General features: G+C 71.3%; 8 protein-coding genes and 1 tRNA gene. 2 read left to right on the top strand and 7 right to left on the bottom strand.

Annotation, left to right across the window (positions count from 1 at the left end):
* Positions 1–66 precede the first annotated feature (66 nt).
* Complete coding sequence (locus tag AC4BGC_RS00975) at positions 67–8,673, bottom strand: hypothetical protein (protein WP_490553970.1); 8,607 nt, start codon at positions 8,671–8,673, stop codon at positions 67–69.
* 468 nt (positions 8,674–9,141) lie between these two features.
* Positions 9,142–9,227, bottom strand: a tRNA-Tyr gene (locus AC4BGC_RS00970).
* 92 nt (positions 9,228–9,319) lie between these two features.
* Here AC4BGC_RS00970 and AC4BGC_RS00965 point away from each other — a divergent pair.
* Both AC4BGC_RS00965 and AC4BGC_RS00960 read left to right on the top strand, forming a co-directional pair.
* Positions 9,320–9,811: a YajQ family cyclic di-GMP-binding protein gene (locus AC4BGC_RS00965; protein WP_490553969.1), complete on the top strand. Its 492-nt coding sequence runs from the start codon at positions 9,320–9,322 to the stop codon at positions 9,809–9,811.
* Entirely contained in the window at positions 9,808–12,591 is a 2,784-nt protein-coding gene (locus AC4BGC_RS00960) for a DEAD/DEAH box helicase family protein (RefSeq protein ID WP_490553968.1), read from the top strand. Before AC4BGC_RS00965 ends, AC4BGC_RS00960 begins: the two co-directional genes overlap by 4 nt.
* Positions 12,592–12,696: 105 nt before the next feature.
* Here the strand turns inward: AC4BGC_RS00960 and AC4BGC_RS00955 are convergent, their stop codons facing one another.
* From AC4BGC_RS00955 to AC4BGC_RS00935, 5 genes are read right to left on the bottom strand one after another with little or no spacing between them, the layout of a single operon-like run.
* On the bottom strand, positions 12,697–13,509 hold the full coding sequence (locus AC4BGC_RS00955; protein WP_490553967.1) for an isocitrate lyase/PEP mutase family protein: 813 nt from the start codon (positions 13,507–13,509) through the stop codon (positions 12,697–12,699).
* 57 nt (positions 13,510–13,566) lie between these two features.
* On the bottom strand, positions 13,567–14,568 hold the full coding sequence (locus tag AC4BGC_RS00950; protein WP_490553966.1) for a sulfate/molybdate ABC transporter ATP-binding protein: 1,002 nt from the start codon (positions 14,566–14,568) through the stop codon (positions 13,567–13,569).
* The gene (locus AC4BGC_RS00945) at positions 14,568–15,374 is read right to left on the bottom strand and encodes a sulfate ABC transporter permease (RefSeq protein ID WP_490553965.1); all 807 of its coding nucleotides are present in this window, start codon (positions 15,372–15,374) and stop codon (positions 14,568–14,570) included. The genes AC4BGC_RS00950 and AC4BGC_RS00945 overlap by 1 nt, the downstream gene beginning before the upstream one ends.
* On the bottom strand, positions 15,367–16,215 hold the full coding sequence (gene cysT, locus AC4BGC_RS00940; RefSeq protein ID WP_490546617.1) for a sulfate ABC transporter permease subunit CysT: 849 nt from the start codon (positions 16,213–16,215) through the stop codon (positions 15,367–15,369). Before cysT ends, AC4BGC_RS00945 begins: the two co-directional genes overlap by 8 nt.
* Positions 16,212–17,240: a sulfate ABC transporter substrate-binding protein gene (locus AC4BGC_RS00935; protein ID WP_490546618.1), complete on the bottom strand. Its 1,029-nt coding sequence runs from the start codon at positions 17,238–17,240 to the stop codon at positions 16,212–16,214. The genes cysT and AC4BGC_RS00935 overlap by 4 nt, the downstream gene beginning before the upstream one ends.
* Positions 17,241–17,448: the final 208 nt, after the last annotated feature.

Here is a 17,448-nt window from a genome sequence, read left to right as displayed (position 1 = left end):
CCGCCGGGGCATGTCACCGGGCACGACCGCCCACGGATGCTCCGATTCACCTGCCGACGTTCGGGACTATCCGGTTTGCTGGCCGGATCCCTGCCCCAGGGCCCGGCCGCGCCGACCCCGTCGCAGCACCAGCCATCCGGCCAGCACGAGGGCGGCGCCGAGCGGAACCGGCCACCAGACCGGTCCGCCCGTGTCCGGCAGGTCGTCGGACGACCCCGTGGCGATGGTGGCCGCCCCGGCGGCCGACGCCGCAGGATCACCCGGGATCAGGATCGCCGCCGACACGGCCATCGCCTGGCGAAGGCGCCATCCGCCCGTCACCGAGGCCACGTTGCGGATCGGGCCCGTGGCAGCGGGCGCGACGGCGGTCGTCAGCAGGATGGTCGAGCTGGCCCCGGCCGCCATGGTGCCCTCGTGCAGGCACGTCACCCGGCTCCCGATCTGCTGGCAGTCCCATCCCGGGCCACGAGCGGACTCGTACCGCAGGCCCGAGGGGATCTGGTCGACCACGGTGACCGGGTCGACCGTGGCGCTCGGTCCCTCGCTGGTGACGGTCAGGGCCCACGTGGCGCTGGTCGCGCTCTGACGGTGCACCGACTTGTCTAGGGACAGGTCCACCGCCGGGTGCACGGGCGCCTGGTCGGTCGAGGAGTTGTTCGCCGGCTCCGGGTCCTCGGCCGGGCTGGTCACGGTCGCGAGGTTGGTGACGGACGGGTAGGCGGCCGGCCCGACGCCCACCACCAGCTCGACGGTGCTGGTCTCGCCCGCCGCGAGTCCCGCACGCGTGCACGTGACCGTGCCCGCCGGCTCGGCGCAGGTCCAGCCCTTCCCCTGTCCCGAGACGAACGCGAGCCCGTCGGGCAGGGCGTCGCTCACGCTGACCGTCCCCGGCGCCTCGGTGGGGCCGGCATTGTGCACGGTGAGCGTGTACGCCGCCTGCTGCCCGACCTTCATCACCGCGCGGTGCTCCTTGACCAGCGAGAGGTCGGCCAGCGGCGGGACCTCCACCGTGTCCTCGTTGCTCAAGACCGGCACCGCGGAGGACAGGGATTCCACCGTGGCGAGGTTCGTGACCCTCGGGTAGGCCGCGGCCGTGACGGCAGCGGTGACCACTACCGGCTCGGCATCCTGCACGGCGGCCAGCGGACCGTCGTGCTCACAGGTGACGGTGGCGCTCGCACCGGCGTACTGGCACGACCAGTCGGGGCCCCCGTCGGCCGAGACGAACTCGAGCCCGGAGGGGACCTGGTCGGTGAGCACCAGTCCGCGTGCGGTGGATGGCCCTTCGTTGCGGACCGACATCGTGAACGCGACCTCCGAGCCGATCCTGCCGTCACCGGTGTGGCTCTTGGTGACCGTCAGGGCTGCTGCCCGGGTGATCGCCACGTCGACGCCGTGCGTGTTGTCGCTGCGGTCCGGGTCGGTGGTGGGGGTGGTGACGCCGGCCTCGTTGCGCGCCGCGGGGGTCTCGTCCGCGTCGGCCGCCACGTGGACCCGCATCCGCAGGGTGGGTGCATCGGCACCGGATGCGAGGCCCTCGGCCAGCTCGCAGGTCACCACGCGCCCGGCGGGCGTGCAGTCCCAGCCGTTGTCGGCCGCGAGGAAGCTCATCGAGTCCGGCAGCGTGTCGGTGACCACCAGGTCGGTGAGGGCGTCCGATGGGCCGTCGTTGTGGACGTCGATGTCGTACGTCGTGGCCTCCCCCGCCGTGACGGTCCCGGTGGCGTGGGTCTTCGCGATCACCAGGTCGGCGCGGGCGATCACGTCGATGTCGGCGCTGGCGGTGTTGTCCCGTGCATCGTCCCCGCCCGTCGAGGTGGAGATCCGTGCCGTGTTGGTCAGGGTCGAGCCGTCCACGACGGCGGCGTCGACCGCGACCACGACCTGGATCGTGGAGTCGGCCCCGGCGGCGAGGGTGGCGCGGGTGCAGGTGGCGGTCGCCGGCGTACAGGTCCAGCCGGTCCCGCTCATGCTGACCATGCTCATCCCGCTCGGGAGCAGCTCGGTGACCGACACCGAGTCGGCGTCCGAGGGCCCGTCGTTGTGGGCCGTCAGGGTGAACGTCTTCTCGGTCCCGGCGCGCACGGTGTCGCCGTCGGGTGACTTGGCCAGGCTGACGTTCGCGCGGTCCACGACCTCGGTGGGGTCCTGGGCGCTGTCGTTGGTCGGGTCCGTGTCGTCGGGACCGGCCACGAGGGCGCGGTTGGTGAGGGTCGCGGGCCCCGCGGAGGCAGCGGCACGGGCGACGACGACGACGCTGAAGGAGGCGTTCGGCGCCAGCGAGGCAACCCGGGTGAGCTGGGCAGTGCCTCCCTGGCAGGCCTCGCCGTCCACGGTGACGCAGCTCAGGCCCTCCGGCAGGGTGTCGGTCACCCGGATCGGCCCACCGCTCACGGAGGGTCCGTCGTTGGTGACCGTCACCGTGTAGGACACGGTCTCGCCGGCGACGACCTCGCCGGCGGGGTGGCTCTTGGTGATCCGCAGGTCGGCGTCGACGGCACCGGTGGTGTCGTCGGTGTCGCTGTTGTTGTCCCGGTCGCCGGCCGGCTCCGGGGTGTCCGCCTGGACCGTGGCGGTGTTGCGCAGGTTGCCGGTGTGCCCCGCGTCCACGTCGACGACCACGTCGAGCACCGCGTCCCCGTCGACACCGAGCGTCCCCGCGAGATCGCACCGCACGGCGCGGCCCGTGGCCGAGCAGTCCCAGGCGCCCTTGACCGAGGTGGCCCCGGAGTACGCCGTCCCAGCGGGCAGGGTGTCGCTCACGACCACGCCCCGCGCCACCGACGGCCCTGCGTTGCGCACGGTGATCCGGTAGGTGCCCGGCTGCCCGGCGGTGAAGGTCCCCCGGGAGACCTTGTCGACCGACAGGTCGGCAGCGGTGGCCGGGGTGGTGGTGGTCTGGTCGGAGTCGTTGCTGGTGACGCTGTCCGGCGTACCGCTGGTCCGGCCGTCGACCACGGCCCGGTTCACCACGGCCGCTGTACGTGCCGGGTCCACCCGGACCCGCACGCTGACCTGCCCCACGGGACCCACTGCCTGCTCGTCGGTGCGGCTGCAGGTGAGGGTTCCGGCAGCCTCCGCGCAGCTCCACCCCTCCCCGGTGGCGCCGACGAACGTCGTCCCGGCCGGGATCTCGTCGGTGACCGAGATCGAGCCCCGGTGGACCGAGGGGCCCCTGTTGGTCACGTCGAGGGTGTAGGTCGCCACGGTCCCGGCGGTCATCGCACCGGTGAGCTCCTTGTCGAGCGCCAGGTCCGCGTCGGTGGTCACGGTGACCTGGTTCGAGGTCTCGTTGTTCGCGGGGGCCGGGTCGTACGTCGGTCCGCCGATCGTCGCGCGGTTGGTCAGCTCGGTGCCCGTCGTGGTCCCTGCCGGGATCCGGCCCGTCACCTCGACCGTCGCCACGGCGCCGGAGTCGAGGCCGGCAGCTCGGGTGCACGTAACCGGCGCGGTGCCGCTGCAGGTCCAGCCCGTTCCCGTCGCGGTGACCGAGGTGAGCTGTGCCGGCAGCGTGTCCACCAGCGTGATCGGCCCCGCGGCCGTGTCCGGGCCGTTGTTGCGGACCGTCACCCTCCAGGTGAGGTCCCGGCCCGCCACCGGGGTGCCCACGGCAGCCTTGGTCACCTGCAGGTCCGCGGAGGCGACGCGGGCCACGGCCGTGGCTGCGGGACCGTTGTAGAGGACCCCGTCGGCGCTGGCCCGCTTGCCGTTGACGTCCTCGGCGGTGGTGGACACGGTGTTGGTGTGGGTGGCCGCCATCCCCACTCCCGGAACGGTCGTGACGGCAGCCCCGGGGACCGCCTGGAGGGTGATCACGACGGTGTCGTTACGAGACGGAAGGTTTCCCAGGTCGGTCCAGGCCAGGCGCTGCCCGGTTGCCACCGACCCGCTGATCGTGGGCTCGAGCGCGACCGGCGCCGCCCCGCGCACGGAGACCCGCGCCGAGTCCGGCACGTACTCCCAGTTGGGCGGCAGCGTGTCCTCGACGTCGACGCCGTACGCCGTGGACGCGCGGTCGTTGGTCACCGTGAGCTGCCACGTCTTGGGTGCACCGATGTAGGCGAGCACGCCACCGACGACCGACTTCGCGACCACGACGCGCGGCAGGGCCGCGTTGATCGTGGCAGTTCTGGACTCGCCCGGGTACACCCGCCCGGCCCCGGGCAGCGACCGGTAGCCGGTGATGCGCGCCGTGTTGGTCAGCTGGCCACTCGGGGTGGGAGTGGCCAGCTGGGCCCGGTAGGTGAGCGTCTGCGATGAGCCAGCTCCGACCTCGCCGCTCAGGGCCCAGGTGATCACGCCGCCCCCGCTGGCGGACGCTCCGGTGATGGTCCCGCCGTGACTGATGCTCGTGGGGTCCACGACGACACCGTCCGGGACCGTGTCGCTCAGGGTGACGTCATGCGCGGCGGACACGTTCGCCCCGGACGAGCTGGTGACCCGGACCGAGTAGCTGAAGACCTGGCCGGGCACGGGTGCGGAGGTGCTGGCGGTCTTGGCGAGGTTCAGCCTGGGCTCGGTGACCCTGACGCTCGCCGCCCCAGGGGAGCTGGCGCGGCCGCTCGTCTCCGAGACCGTGGTCCTGTCCGGCCCGTCGGTCAGGTCCCACCCGAGGACGGCCGTGTTCGCGAGCACGTCCCCCGCCTTGTTGCCGGCGACGTCCTGCACCAGGGCCGTGTAGGTCAGGGTCACGACGCGTTGCGCGCCGGAGGACAGCAGGTCGCCCAGGGACCAGCCGATCCTCTGGCCGTCCCCGGTCAAGGGCACCGGGGCGACGGCGCAGCCGGGTGAGCAGGTGCTCCCGGTGAGGACGACAGTGTCGGCCTCGAGGCCGTCGGGCAGGGTGTCCACGATGGCGCTGTCGTAGAAGTTGATCCCGGGCGGGAGCGTCGCCGTCGTGGTGAACACGGCGCGCTGGCCGATCGTCCTGGTCGGTGTGCTCGTGGACTTGGCCAGGCCCGCTCCGCCCACCGTGATCGTGTTCGAGGCCGAGGCGCCGTAGGAGCGCTCCTCCGGTACGGCGGCATCCGTGCCGTTGCGGAGGCTGGAGCCGGCCAGCGTCGCCGCGTTGCGGTAGCTCTGCAGACCGGCAGAGGCGCTGGAGACGACCACCGCGTAGCGCAGCACCTCCGCGCCCGACAGGTCGCCGATCTGCCACCGGAGCACCGTCTGCTCGGCAGCGCAACCGTTCTGCCCGTCCCCTGCCGTCTGGGTGGTGGTGTCGCCCCCGGGCACCGAGGTGACGCCGGTGAGGGTCAGCCCGTCGGGCACGCAGTCGACCACCCAGGTGTCGTGCAGGATCGGGCGACCGGTCGGGTTCCCGGCGGTCAGCGTGTAGGTGACCGTCTGGCCGGCGACGACCCGGTCGCCGGTGGTGTCGTTCGTCTTTTTGAGCGTGGGCGCCGGCTCGACGACTGTGACGCCCGAGGTCGCGGTCTCCGTCGTCGCGGTGCTGCCGGTCGCTGTGGTCGCCGTGTGCCTCAGGGTCGCGGTGTTGTTGCGCAGCACATTGTGGACGTTGACGGCCGTGGTCGTGGCGCGCGCCTGGATGGTGATCCGGAACATCTGCGGCTCGTCGCTCGAGTTCACGTAGGTGCTGCCGAGCGCCAGCGTCGCGGTCCCCGCGGCCCCGACTCCTGGGACCGGGGAGAACACCACCCCGGAGGGGAGTGCCGCGGTGAAGCTGGGCTCACTCTCGGGCTGACCGTTGCCGTCGGCGTCTGCGGAGTACTCCACGGAGGCGGAGCGGAGCTCGACACCGGTCGGCATCGGGTCGGTCACCGTCGCGTTGTGGATCGTGGTGTGGGCCGGCACGGTGAGCGAGACGGTGTAGGTGATGCCCTCACCGATGACGACCTGGTTCGCGGCGTTCGACGCGTCGGGAGACGTGCTGGTGGGGGTCGTCGCGGTCGTGCTCTCCTTCGCCAGGACCGGTGAGGGGACCACGCCGGTGAACGTGGCTGGCGCCGCGATGGTGTCCTCCATCGCGGGCGTGACCGACGTGTCGATGTTCTCGGCCGGGTAGTGCTGGCCGAGCCCCCCCGTGTTGTCGGTGGTGGCGAACGACGCGACGGCGGCGGTGTTGGTGTAACTCGTCCCCACACGCGGGTCGGTCGGGATGGTCATCGTGTAGGTCAGGGAGCGGGTCGCTCCGGCCTCGATGGTGACCGTGTCCGGCAGGTTCCAGCGCATCGCGCTGAGGGTGTTGTTGCCGGCGTACGACGGGGGCGAGTCCTGCGGGTCCGTGCACACCCCGAGGTCGGAGATGCCGGTGACGAGGGCGCAGCTGATGCCCGCGGGCAGCACGTCCCACACGTCCGGCCCCACGACCTGGACGGCGTTGCGGGTGGCCACCGACCCGTTGTTGCGGACGCCGACGGTGAACGTCAGGGCCTCGCCCGACCGCACGGTGCCGTTGTTCGCCACGGTGGTGCCCCCGCGGGTGGCCGTCTTGGTGATGGCGAGGGGCGGGTCGGCCGCGATCGAGAAGTCGACCTGGTCGCGCAGGAACCCGACCTCGCCGGCAGTGTCGGTCCAGCTCAGCTTGGCCAGGTTGGCGGTGATGTCGGGGGTCGGGACACTCGACGGCGCGGTGACGATTCCGGCCACGGTGTACTCGAAGACCGCCCCCTTGCCCACGAACCTCCCACCGCCCTCGGGAGAGCCGATGGTCCAGGTAAGGGGGCCGGTGGTGTCCAGGTCAGCAAGGACCGAGTTGTTCGCGGTCGCGGTTGCCGACCCGGCCTCGTAGGCGACGTAGCTGGGCAGGAAGTCGGTGACGACGGCATCCTTGGTCGCATTGCCCTCGGAGAAGTCGACCCGGATCTTGAAGCAGATCCGGTCGCCCTCGGCGAAGGTCAGCGCCGCACTGTTCGCGGCCGTGCGGTCGTTGTCGGTGTAGGTCCCGTCGAGGCCGCACGCATAGGGGCTGGCGACCGGCTTCATCGTCTTGGTCAGCCTGGGCGCGTCGGAGCTCAGCGAGACCTCGGACTCGTCGCGGACGTCGGTGAGTACCTCCCCCGGCTCGGGTGCCTCGACCTCGGCGCGCATGGTCGTGGTGCCCCGCAGGGAGACCCGGTTGAGGTACCCGTCGCCGGAGACGGTCGGATCGCCGTTGGCGGCGTACTCCGCACGCATGCGTGCCGGGAACGTCACGGTGGCCGTGCCGTCGTGGGCGAGGTCGATCGGGGCGAACCTGATCGAGTAGGTGCCGTCCGCGTGGGAGACCACCTCGTCGAAGGAGGTGCCCCCGGTGGTCGTGAAGCCCGGGCCGGGCGCGCACTCCTCGGGGCTTCCGGGGGCATGGTTGGTGGTCGTGTCCAGGGGGCACAGACCGTCCGGCAGCAGGTCGGTGAGGACGACGTCGGAGGCGTCGGCGTACTCCCCGGTCCGGAGCCGGAAGGTGAAGGTGGCGACCTGCCCGGCCTCGAAGCCGGTCGGGGCGACCGACTTCTGGAGCGCGAGGTCCTCGGCGGTGACCGTGAGCCGGGCGGAGTCGCTGACCGACCTCGACGCTCCACTCGCCACCGGACCCTGGTAGGTCCCGGTCACGGTCGCGAGACTGGTGAGCGCCTGCTCCGCCGAGCCCTCCCTGGTCGAGGGACCGGTGTTGTTGTCGAGGTTCGCGGCCTGGAGTCGGCTCCCGGCCGAGGGACCGTCGACGAAGGGGACGTTCGCGCGCTGGGGGATGCCTGCGCGGTAGCGGATGGTGGCGCTCGAGTTGGCCCCGAGGTTGGCCAGGCTCCACGTGACGACCGTGTACACGCCCGCGGAGAGACCCTGCGCGTTCCCGCCGGACAGCGTCACCGTGCTCACCGTGGCTGGGAGCGGACAGTCCCCGGCCAGGGACGGGGTGCTGACGTCGAGCCTCGGGGCCCCCGGGTACTCCACGGTGCCTGCGGCGGTGTTGTCGGTGGCGCCGCAGCCGAGGAACTCCAGCCCGGCCGGGAGGTACTCCACGACGCTCACGCTCTGAGTGACCTGTGTGGAGTTGTTCGTGACGCGCAGGGTGTAGACGGTGCTGTGCTCGTGGATGCCGCGCAGGAGCTCGTTCTCGGGACTGGGCTCGCTCTTCTCGATCCGCAGCGCGGTGATCCGGGTGGTCGCCGGGGACGAGCTCGCCGTCTCGGTGTAGCTGCTGGCCACCGGTACGCCGTCGGCCTCGAACCGGGGCAGGGTGCGTGGGTCGCTCTGGGCGAACCCCTGGGCCACGTTGCTGACGGTGGCGCCGACCGGATGGGTCGTGCTGGACGGAGTGGCCCGGAAGGAGAGTGCCGTGCTGGCCCCGACCGGCAGGTCGTTGAGGTTCGACCAGATCAGGGTCTGGACGCCGTTCGTGGCGGTGACCACCCTGGGCTCCCCGCTGGAGCTCGGCGTGGTGGATCCCGCGACGTAGGTGACGCCGGCCGGCAGCACGTCGCGGAAGGAGACGTTGTACTCCGGCCGCGCACCGGTCTGTGCCGGGTTGGTCATCCTCAGCGTGTAGCCGATCGCGCCACCCAGCAGGACCTGCCCGTCGCTGGTCTTCGCGACCACGATGGCCGGCCCCGCGGCCGCGGCGGGTGAGACCGGCAGCAGCGCCAGCAGCGATCCCACCAGCGCCAGCACCGTGACGTGCACGAGGCGGCGCCCGGTACGGCGGGGCAGCGGACGTCCAGCACGGGGGGCGAGCACCTAGGAGAGCTCCTTCTCGAACCGCGATGCGGCCGGAACGGTCTCGCCGCGCCCTGGAGAAGCCACTGATCGGATTGCATCCAATCCTGTCCCAGAGCCAACTGCCTTGTCCGGGGATCGGACGAAATGGCCTAGGTAAGGAGCCCTTGTACGAAAACTGCCGGATCACACAGTCATCTGTTGAACCGGCAGCTCACCGTGAACCGGTGTCTCTTCGGCGCTTCACGCCTGTGTTCTGCGGTCGGGATGGTGCTGGCAGACGAGGACCTGCTCTGCGAGGACATCGAGACCACCACACCACCGGGTTGGGACTCGGCCAAGCAGCGCGACGTTCGCCACCGCACCCGCACGCGGTGGCCCCGGTGACGAACGACGTACGGAAGTGAGACACGTCACCCCGGGCCTCGCCATGTCCCTCGAACGCGAAGACCCGCAGGTCAGCGACCTGCGGGTCTTTCAGCATCCAACTGGTGGCAGGTGCAGGATTCGAACCTGCGTAGGTATACACCGACGGATTTACAGTCCGTTTCCATTGGCCGCTCGGACAACCTGCCATGCGAACCGACCCACTAGAGTGGGCCAGCAGCGCAGCCGAGGATAGCGCAGCAGTGACCCAGAACTTAAATCGCATGGAGGACCCCCCACGATGGCCGATTCGTCGTTCGACATCGTCAGCAAGATCGACCGCCAGGAAGTGGACAACGCCCTGTCCCAGGCCGCGCGTGAGATCTCGCAGCGCTTCGACTTCAAGGGCACCGGCGCCGAGATCAAGTGGTCCGGCACCGAGGCGATCGAGATCTCCGCGAACGCGGAGGACCGGGCCAGCGCCGTGCTCGAGGTCTTCAAGGAGAAGCTGATCAAGCGCAACCAGTCGCTGAAGATCCTCGACGCCAGTGAGCCGCGGGCGTCGGGCCGCGAGTCCAAGATCAGCATCGCGCTCAAGGAGGGGATCAGCACCGAGGACGCCAAGAAGGTCGGCAAGCTGATCCGCGACGAGGGCCCCAAGGGCGTCAAGGTGCAGGTGCAGGGCGACGAGCTCCGGGTGACCAGCAAGAAGCGGGACGACCTGCAGGCGGTGCAGCAGCTGGTGAAGTCGCAGGACTACGACTTCGCAGTGCAGTTCACGAACTACCGTTGAGCACCCGCGAGGCGCTGGGACCGCTCCAGTCCTACGAGGACATGGTGTGTCCCCACGAGCTCCGCAAGCACCAGCGCGAGGCCCTCGACGCCTTCGAGGCGGCCCGCGCCGGCGGTTCCACTCGCTGGTGGGTGACGATGCCGCCCGGCGCCGGGAAGACGCTGGTCGGCACCGAGGTGGCTCGCCGGCTGGGTCGGCGCACGGTGGTCTTCTCGCCGAACACCGCGATCCAGGGCCAGTGGGCCCGCGCCTGGGACGCGTACGACGGCCCGCGGGCGGGCCTGCGGCGCGAGCTGCGCACGTCGTTCACCTCGCTGACCTACCAGTCGCTGGCCGTCTTCGGCGACGACGAGGCCGCCGGTGACCGGTCCCACGTGGACAGGCTGCACCCCAACGGACGCGCCCTGGTCGAGACGCTGCAGGCGGCCGGCCCGCTGACGATCGTCCTCGACGAGTGCCACCACCTGCTCGAGGTCTGGGGCGAGCTGCTGCGCGAGGTCCTCGACGACCTGCCCGAGGCTGTCGTCCTCGGGCTCACCGCCACCCCGCCCGGGGCGATGACCCGTTCCCAGGCCGAGCTCACCGCGACCCTGTTCGGACCGGTCCTCTACGAGGCCCGGATCCCGGCGCTGGTCAAGGAGGGTGCGCTGGCGCCGTACGCCGAGCTGGCATGGCTGACCACGCCCACCGCCGAGGAGGCGACCTGGCTCAGTGAGCAGTCGACCAGGTTCCGGGAGCTCACCACCGACCTGTTCGCCCCCGGCTTCGGGTCCACCCCGCTGCCGCAGTGGCTCACGCAGCGGTTCGTGCGGCCCGTCGCCGACGGCACCACGACCTGGGCCGAGGTCACCGCCCGCGAGCCCGAGCTCGCGGATGCGGCGCTGCGGCTCGCTCACGCCGGGCTGCTCGAGCGGCCCGCGGACGCCATGGTGCACGAGCAGCACCGGCGACCACCCTCCGCGGAGGACTGGCGCCGGCTGCTCGACGACTGGCTGGTGAACTGCATCGTGCCGGGCAGCGACGCCGAGGGCGACGCAGGCGCCGGTGACCGCGCCGTGCTCGAGGCCGTACGCCGCACGCTGCCCGCGATCGGCTACGTGTGGACCCGCACCGGCATCCGCACCGGACGCGGCACCGTCGACCGGGTCACGGCCCGGTCGGCCGCCAAGCAGGACGCCGTGCCCGTGATCGTGGCGGCCGAGCACGCCAGCCTCGGCGACCGCACCCGGGCGCTGGTGCTCTGCGACCACGAGCGCGCCACCCCGACCACGCGCCAGCGGATCTCCGACGAGCCGGACACCGCTCCCGACCCGGCCGGATCTGCCATCGGGGTGCTCTCCCGCCTCCTGGCCGACCCTGCCTGCGCCGGGCTCGCCCCGATGCTGGTCACGGGCCGGACCGTCGCGGGCGCCGAGGAGACCCTGGACCGGCTGATCACCTGGATCGACCGCACCCATCCCGGGATGGCCGCCAGCCTCGTCGTGGACGCCTCCGGCGAGGTCCCCACGCTGAGCGGGAGGTGGACCAGCGCGCAGTGGGTCGAGCACGTCACCGCGTTCTTCGCCGCCGGCGGCACCAGGGCGCTGGTCGGCACCCGGGGCCTGCTCGGCGAGGGCTGGGACGCGCCCGCGGTCACCAGCCTGATCGACCTGACCACGGCGACCACCCCCACCGCGGTGGTGCAGACCCGGGGCCGCGCCCTGCGCATCGACCCCGCCGACCCGGACAAGGTCGCCCTGATCTGGTCGGTGGTCTGCGTCCACGACGGCCACGTCGCCGGCGCCAACGACTGGGACCGCTACGCCCGCAAGCACCAGGGCTACTTCATGGTCGACGAGCTCGGCGCTGTCGTCGACGGCGTCGGCGGGGTGGACTCGACGTTCAGCAGCTACCGGCCCCCACCCACCTCGCAGTTCGAGGCGATCGACGCGCGGATGCTGGTGCGGGCGCAGGACCGCGACGCCGTGCGCGAGAGCTGGCGGGCCACCCCGGCGTACGCCGACAGGGTCGAGCACGTGGTGCGCCTGGTCGCGGACAGGCCCGCGGCCTCACCGGCTGCCTTGTCCACGGTGTCCGGCACGCAGGGACTGGTGCCCTGGAGCGACCGGGTGCAGCTGCACCCGGGGCGCCGCCTGGCCCTGCTCCCGCTCGTCCCGGTGCTGCTCCTGCTCGCCGCCGTGCTCGGGCTCGGGGTCTCTCCTGCCGTGCTGGTGCTCGCGCTTCCCCTGATCGCGTGGAGCGTGGCCCTGTGGGGCCGGGACGCGGTGCGCGTGGCCAGCGAGCACCGGGTCAGCCTCGGCCTGGTGGCGGCTGCCGTCGCGGACGGGCTCCGGAACGCCGGGCTCGCGCCGGTCGGCTCCGAGGCCCTGCACCGGTCGGTCTCCCCCGACGGGACCGAGTCGTTCAGCCTGGTCAGCGCCGACGAGAGCGCCTCCGCCCGGTTCGCCGAGGCGCTGGAGGAGGTGGTCTCCCCGATGTCGGGACCGCGCTACGTCGTACCCCGCTGGGTCACCTCGCCGCCTCGGGGCCTGGACGGCCTGCGGCGGGGCCTGCGATCACTGCGGGGCGACCGTCCCGACGGCGAGGTCTGGCACACGGTGCCCTCGGTGCTCGCGACGACCCGCCAGCGCGCGGACGCGTTCGCCGCCGCCTGGGGTCACTGGGTCCGCGGCGGCCCGGCCGTCTACGTGCACTCCCCCGAGGGAGCCGGGGCGCTCGCGGCGAGCCGCGGGCAGGACCCGTTCGGCGTCACCTGCGTGATCCGGCGCGTCTGGACCTGAGGTCCCGCGCCCCACATGCTGCATGTAACGCGGGGTTATGGACGCGAACGGGCCGGCAGGGCTCTTGATGAGCGTCCATAACCCCGATTTACATGCGCGGCGGCGCTAGTTCAGCGGACGCATGTTCCCGGGTACGCCGCCGCCGCGGTGGATCTCCTCGACCAGCTCCTGGAGCGCGGTCAGCGCGACCCGCTGGGGCATCGGGCCGTAGGAGACGCGGGCGACACCGAGCTGCTCGAGGCGCTCCAGCGACGGGAGGCCCGGCACGCCGATCAGAGTGAGGCGGCGGGGGCCGAACGCGTCGACCAGGGTGGTGATCTGCTCCTCGTCGAGCTTGCCGGGCACGAACACGACCGGAGCCCCGGCGTCGAGGTAGGCCTTGCCGCGCTCGACAGCCTCGGCCAGCACCTCGGCGGGGTCGCGGTCACCGGCCTTGAGGAACGCGTCGGTGCGGGCGTTGAGGACGAAGTCCGGGACGCCCTCGCTGATCGCCGCGTCCATGATCGCCTTCACGCCGGCGGCCGCCTCGCCGAGCGGGCGCATCTGGTCCTCGATGTTGGCGCCGACGATGCCCACGCCGATGGCCCGGCGGACGGTGTCGACAGCGTCGCCGTACCCGCCCTCGAGGTCGGCGGAGACCGGCAGGGTCGTCGCCTCCGCGATCCGGCCGACGGCCTCGATCATCAGCTCCACGGGGATCTTCTCGCCGTCCTCGTAGCCCAGCGAGGCCGCGATGGAGTGGCTGGCCGTCGCCAGCGCGGCGGTGCCGGGGGTGTCGGCGACCACCTTGGCGCTGATCACGTCCCACACGTTGACGACCGTGAGCAGCGTCGGATCCTCGTGCAGCCGGGACAGCTCCGCCGCCTTGCCCTCCAGGCTGTCTCCCGAGCTGTTCTGCGTGACGTGGTCAGGGCTCATGCGGTGTCTCCTCTAGAGGGGCCGGTGAAGCTCCACCGAGCCTAGACCCGGACCCGCTCAGGCCAGGCCGGCTCCCAGCACCTGGTCCACCAGCGGGCCCTTGGCGGCCGTGGTGGTCGCGCCGCCCTCGGGCGCCAGCCAGACGGCCGAGCCGTGGTCGAGCTCCAGGGACCGCGCATGAGCGCGGGTCATCACGACGATCACGTCCTTGGCGCCCTCGACCTCCACGGTCACCCTCACCTCGAAGCCGATCCGCAGCACCCGGGTCACCCGGCCCGCGATCCCACCGGCGAACGGCGAGACCTCGACCCGGATGTCGTGCGGCCGCAGAATGACGTCCCCGAGCTGGGTGACCTCGCCGAGGAAGCCCATCACGAAGTCGTTGGCGGGCTCGTCGTAGAGCTGGTCGGGCGTGCCGATCTGCTCGATGCGGCCCTCGTTGATCACCACGATTTCGTCGGCGACCTCGAGGGCCTCCTCCTGGTCGTGGGTCACGAAGACCGTGGTCACGTGCACCTCGTCGTGCAGCCGCCGCAGCCAGTCGCGCAGCTCCTTGCGGACCTTGGCGTCCAGGGCCCCGAACGGCTCGTCGAGGAGCAGCACCGTCGGCTCCACCGCCAGCGCACGCGCGAGCGCCATCCGCTGTCGCTGCCCGCCGGAGAGCTGCGAGGGGAGCCGGTGCGCGAACTGGGAGAGGTGCACCAGCTCGAGCAGCTCCTCGACCCGTCGCTTCACCTCGTCCTTGGGTCGCTTGCGGATCTCGAGCCCGAACGCGACGTTCTTGGCGACGGTCATGTGCTTGAACACCGCGTAGTGCTGGAAGACGAAGCCCACGTTGCGTTTCTGCGGTGGCAGCCGGGTGGCCTCGGTCCCCTCGATCTCGACGGTGCCCTCGTCGGCGGAGTCCAGGCCGGCGATGATCCGCAGCAGGGTGGACTTGCCGCCACCGGACGGCCCCAGCAGTGCGGTCAGCTGGCCGGTGGGGATGTTCACGGAGACGTTGTCGAGGGCGACGAAGTCCCCGAACCGCTTGCTGAGTCCCTTGACTTCGATGCTCATCAGTGTTGCTCCTTGGGGCGGAGGACGGCCACGACCACGATGCAGATCACCGAGACGGTCGCGAGCAGGAAGGCCACGGCGTACGCCGAGTCCTGCTGGAAGTTCTGGTACTGCTGCTCGACCACGAGGGTCGCGGTCTGGGTCTGCTGCACGACGTTGCCCGAGACCACCTTGACGGCCCCGAACTCACCCAGTGAACGCGCCAGGGCCAGCACCACGCCGTAGATGACGGCCCACCGGATGCTGGGCAGGGTGATCCTGCGGAAGGTCTGGACGGCGTTGGCGCCCAGGCTGCGGGCAGCCTGCTCCTGCTCGTCGCCGATCTCCTCCAGCACCGGGACGACCTCACGGATCACCAGTGGCAGCGCCACGAACACCGTGGCCATCACGATGCCCGGCGTGGAGAAGATGATCTGGATGCCGAGGTCCTGCAGCGGCCCACCCAGGGTCCCGTCCCGCTTGTAGACCAGCAGCAGGGCCAGCCCGACGACGACCGGGGACACCGAGAGCGGCAGGTCGACCAGCGCCGAGAGCGCCCGCTTGCCGGGGAACTCGTAGCGCACGAGCAGGATCGAGATGGTGACGCCGAAGACCAGGTTGATCGCGACCGCCCAGAAGGCGACGATCCCGGTCAGCTGGAGGGCGTCGGTCACCACGGGGTCCGCGAACGCCTCCCTGAGGCTGGTGAGGCCGTCGGCGAAGGTGTTCCTGACCACCAGCGAGACCGGCCAGGCGACCAGCAGGAACAGGTAGGCGACGGCGACCAGGCGCAGCAGCCACTTGATCACCACGGGGGGCCTAACCACGACGCGCCACCCTCCGCTGGACGATGTCGAGCACCACGATCACCAGCAGGGCGATCACCAGCATCACCGTGGCCACGGCCGCGGCGGCGGCGGTGTTGCCGTTCTCGATGTAGCTGAGCACGCGCACCGAGACGACCTCGGTACGGAACGGCAGGTTCCCGCTGAGCAGCACCAGGGAGCCGTACTCGCTGATCCCGCGCGCGAAGGACAGCGCCGCGCCCGCGAAGATCGCGGGCACCAGCGCGGGCAGGATCACCCGGCGGAACGTGGTCAGCTGGCTGGCTCCCAGCGAGGCTGCGGCCTCCTCGACCTCGGCGGAGAGCTCCTCGAGAACCGGCTGCACCGTGCGCACGATGAACGGCAGCGTCACGAACGCGAGCGCCAGGTAGACGGCCTTGCGGGTGTTGGCCACGTCCACGCCCAGCGGGCTCTGCGGACCGTAGAGGGAGAGCAGCACCAGGCCGGCGACGATCGTGGGCAGGGCGAACGGGATGTCGATGACCACGTTGAGGATCGACTTGCCCCAGAACCGGTCCCGGACCAGCACCCACGCGATCAGGGTTCCCATCACCACGTTCACCAGGGTCACCAGGGTCGCCTGGACCACCGTCAGGGTGATCGCGGAGCGGGTCTGCTGGCTGGCGATGACGTCGACGAAGTTCTCCCACCCGCCGGAGACGGTGGTGCCGACGATGGCGGCGAGGGGGATCAGGACGAGCAGGCTCAGCCACATGACCGCGACCCCGAGACCGATCCCCGCCCCGGTGGTGAGCGACCCCGGACGGCCCGACCAGCGCTTGCGCGTGGTCGGGCCATCAGGAGCGGTGAGGACAGTTGTCACTGCTTCCCGGTCTCAGCCTGGATCTTGGTCACGATGCCGTCCTTCTCGTCGAAGAACTTCGTGTTGGCCTCCGACCAGCCCCCGAAGTCCTTCTCGATGGTGAGCAGCTTCGCCGGGGCCGGGAACGGCTTGGCCGGGTCGTTGGCGCCCTCGACCTCGTAGTCGACGTCGTCGCCCGAGAGCGGCCGGAAGCCGGACTTGCCGAAGAGCGCCTGGGCCTCGTCGGTCAGCACGAACTCGAGCCACTTCTTGGCCTTGGGGTCGGCGTCCTTCAGCACGGCGCCGGGGTTCTCGATGAGCAGGGTCTCCTCGGGCACGACGTAGTCGAAGTCCTCGCCGTTCTGGCGGGCCAGGATGGCCTCGTTCTCGTAGGAGATGAGGACGTCGCCGTTGCCGGAGGTGAAGGCGGTGGTGGCGTCCCGGCCGCCGCCCGGCAGCGCGACGGTGTTGCCGAAGAACTTGGTCAGGTAGGCCTTCGCGTCGGCCTCGGTGCCGCCGTTGGCGATCACGCTGCCCCAGGCGGCGAGGATGTTCCAGCGCGCGGATCCCGAGGAGCCCGGGTTGGGGGTGATGATCCCGACACCCGGCTTGACGATGTCGGCCCAGCTCTTGATGTTCTTCGGGTTGCCCTTGCGGACGACCAGCACGACCGTGGACTGGGAGACGATTCCCTTGTTCTCGCCGGCATTCCAGTCCTTCGCGACGAGGCCGGCGTCCACGAGCCGGGTGACGTCGCCCTCGAGCGAGAAGTGCACGTAGTCGGCGTCGAGGCCGTTCTCCACTGATCGGCTCTGGTCGCCGGAGGGGCCGTAGGAGGACTTCCAGGTGACGCCCTTGCCCTCGTCGGTCTTCGCCCAGGCGGCCTCGATGGTCTTGTTCGCGGCCTCGGGAACGGCGAAGCCGACCAGGCTCAGCTGGGTGCCGCCCTCACCGCCGCTGTCAGAGCCACCGCACGCGGCGGTGGCGAGCAGGGCCAGGGAGAGCGTGGCTGCGCTGAGCAGACGGAAGCGTGACGTGCGGGCCATGGGTGGACCTTTCGGGGGGAACGTCGAGGACTCGACTCGGTGCGGAGGAGCAATACTGCTGTAAGTTACTACATTTTAGTGAAGTGCCCGTCTATTGGGACGGCGTGCCGCAGCACGTGGTCCAGACCTGTGCAACCCCGTCTTGGCAGCAGAGACGGGCGTCGAGGGTGCGCGCGGGCCGATTACCGTTGCCCAGGCGGGCATCGCG

The organism is Nocardioides sp. Z38_18 (assembly GCF_058215695.1).
The sequence above is the reverse complement of the archived record's forward strand: the minus strand, read 5'-3'. Positions and strand labels throughout refer to the sequence as shown.